The 2533-nt window shown below is 52.4% G+C and carries 3 protein-coding genes; 2 read left to right on the top strand and 1 reads right to left on the bottom strand.

The window, feature by feature from the left end; translation table 11 throughout:
• Positions 1-176: 176 nt before the first annotated feature.
• Entirely contained in the window at positions 177-1091 is a 915-nt protein-coding gene (gene nadA / locus HYU99_10355) for a quinolinate synthase NadA (GenBank protein MBI2340742.1), read from the top strand.
• A gap of 80 nt (positions 1092-1171) precedes the next feature.
• Positions 1172-1684, top strand: a complete 513-nt coding sequence (locus HYU99_10350) for an NADH-quinone oxidoreductase subunit I (GenBank protein MBI2340741.1) — start codon at positions 1172-1174, stop codon at positions 1682-1684.
• 34 nt (positions 1685-1718) lie between these two features.
• Here the strand turns inward: HYU99_10350 and HYU99_10345 are convergent.
• A partial coding sequence (locus HYU99_10345; GenBank protein MBI2340740.1) for an NADP-dependent malic enzyme occupies positions 1719-2533 on the bottom strand: 815 nt, incomplete at its 5' end.

Here is a 2533-nt window from a genome sequence, read left to right as displayed (position 1 = left end):
GTTATCGGCGGGGAAGAAAAAAAGTTGCGTGGTTTTTTTCAAAAAGGTACATTATTTTTTGATTGATAAATAAGCATAATTTCAACAAGTTACAGATCAAAAATCTGATTTTTCCGGAGAAAAGAACCGCGTTTTGGCCTCTTTACCCATTGATATAAGAAGATTACATTAAAAGTATGAACGACCTTGCAAGACTCAAAAAAGAAAAGAACGCCCTGATTATCGCCCACTACTATCAGGAGCCTGAAATTCAGGATGTAGCGGATTATGTGGGGGACAGCCTCGGCATGGCCCTCTACGCCAACAAGCAGAAGTGCAAAATAGCGGTCGTGGCAGGGGTGAAGTTCATGGCCGAGACGATCAAGGTGCTTAACCCCCGGAAAAAAATCCTCTTGCCCGACCTTAACGCCGGCTGTTCGCTGGCCGATTCCTGCACGCCGGAGATTTTCAAATATTTTCTCTCCAAACATCCCGGGGTATTTGTCATGACCTATGTCAATTCGAGTCTTGAAATAAAGGCGTTAAGCGATGTCATCTGCACCTCATCTAATGCGCTGAAAATTGCCCGGCAGATCCCTGCTGATCAGCAAATAATTTTTGGGCCGGACCAGCACCTCGGCCGTTTTATCATGAAAAAATTGGGGCGGCCGATGATCCTTTTTCCCGGCAACTGTTTTGTCCATATGTCGTTTTCGGCCAAAGAGATGGTCCGCCTGAAAGAGCGTTATCCGGACTCTGCCATCATCGCCCATCCGGAGTGTCAGGAGGTGGTCCTGAACCATGCGGAATTTGTCGGCTCGACCAGTCAGTTATTAAAGTTCACACAGGAGTCGCCCAAAAAAAGGTTCATCGTGATGACCGAGGAGGGAATCATCCATCAGATGAAAAAGGCTTCTCCCGACAAGGAATTCATCCCCGGCCCCGATCTGGAAGGGTGCTCCTGCAACCAGTGCCCCCACATGAAGCTGAACACGATGGAAAAGCTCATCGATTGTCTGGAAAAAGAGGAACCGGAGATTGTCATCAAACCCCAGTTGGCGAAGGCGGCCTTAAAGCCGTTGCAAAAAATGGTTGAAATGACGAAAAAATGAGCTTAGGAGCGTAGGAGCTTAAGAGCTTGGGAAATAAAAATCCTAAGCTCCCAAGCTCCCAGGCTCTTAAGCTCTGAAACATGACAATAGTCCTCAAGAAAAAACAACTCACCTTCTTCCAGCGGATCTACATCATCGAGATCGTCAAGGGAATGATGATCACCCTCCGCCACCTGATGAAAAACATGCTCCACCCGGGCCGGATGATGACGGTCCAGTGGCCGGAGGAGAAAAAGCCGATCCCCGTCGTGCACCGCTCGGAGCACCGCCTGATGTTGCGGGAAGACGGGAGCATCCGTTGCACCGCCTGCATGCTCTGCCAAACGGTCTGCCCCGCCTACTGCATTCACATCGAGGCAGACGAGGGGGAGACGCCTTCGATGGAAAAATATCCGAAGAAATTCACCATCGATCTGCTCCGTTGTGTCTACTGCGGCTACTGCGTGGAGGCCTGCCCCTGCGACGCCATCCGGATGGATACCGGCAAGCTGGTTGAATCGCAATACACGCGTGAAGATTTCATCAAAGACATCGATTACCTCAAGAAAAACCACCCACCCGGCCTAAGTCCAGTTTCGGAAGGGATTTATTGATAATTTATTTGTAAGGGCGCACGGCTGTGCGCCCCTACTTCGCAAACGCCAGGGAAATCTTAAGCGGCGGGGCGCTCATCTCCAGCACATCGTCGCGGGCGAATTTGCGCTCGATCAGCGAGTGGAGTTTGTCAGCGTATTTGGAAAAATCGGCGATCGGACGGGTGGCCACGCCGGACTCCATCGCGGCTTTTGCGACAGCCGGCGCGACATGCAAAAGCACGCGGGGATCAAGCGGTTTGGGGATGATGTATTCCGGGCCGAATTGCAGTGCATCCAAACGATACGCGTGGCAGACAGAGAGGGGAACCTTTTCGCGCGCCAGAGCCGCCAGTGCGTGACTGGCCGCCAGCTTCATCTCTTCGTTGATTTTCACCGACCCCACATCCAGCGTCCCGCGGAAAATAAACGGGAAACCAAGAACATTATTCACCTGATTGGGAAAATCGGAGCGGCCCGTGGCCATAACAATATCGGGACGGACATCCAGCGCTTCATGATAGCCGATCTCGGGGTCGGGGTTGGCCATGGCAAAGACAATCGCCTTGGGCGCCATCGTTTTAAGCATTGCCTGCGTGACCAGGCCCCTTCCGGAAAGCCCCACAAACACATGAGCCCCCTTCATCGCATCGGCCAGCGTTCCATCCTTTACATCCTGGGCAAAGAAGGCGCGATTTGCCTCGCAATTGCGGGCCCTGGTCACAATCCCCCTGGTGTCGCAGAGAAAAACGTTTTCCTTCTTCACCCCCACACGCAAAAACATCTTCGCGCAGGCAATCGCCGCCGCCCCGGCGCCGGAGAAAACAACCTTCAGCTGATCGGCCCGTTGTCCGGTCAGTTCGAGGGCAT

The sequence above is a fragment of the Deltaproteobacteria bacterium genome (assembly GCA_016183175.1).
Classification (GTDB): domain Bacteria; phylum UBA10199; class UBA10199; order UBA10199; family SBBF01; genus JACPFC01.
This window is presented reverse-complemented; position numbering and strand designations above follow the sequence as displayed.

Excerpts from the sequence above, each read along its gene's own strand:
- nadA (MBI2340742.1), top strand. The coding sequence starts at position 177 with ATGAACGACCTTGCAAGACTCAAAAAAGAAAAGAACGCCCTGATTATC.
- HYU99_10350 (MBI2340741.1), top strand. The coding sequence starts at position 1,172 with ATGACAATAGTCCTCAAGAAAAAACAACTCACCTTCTTCCAGCGGATC.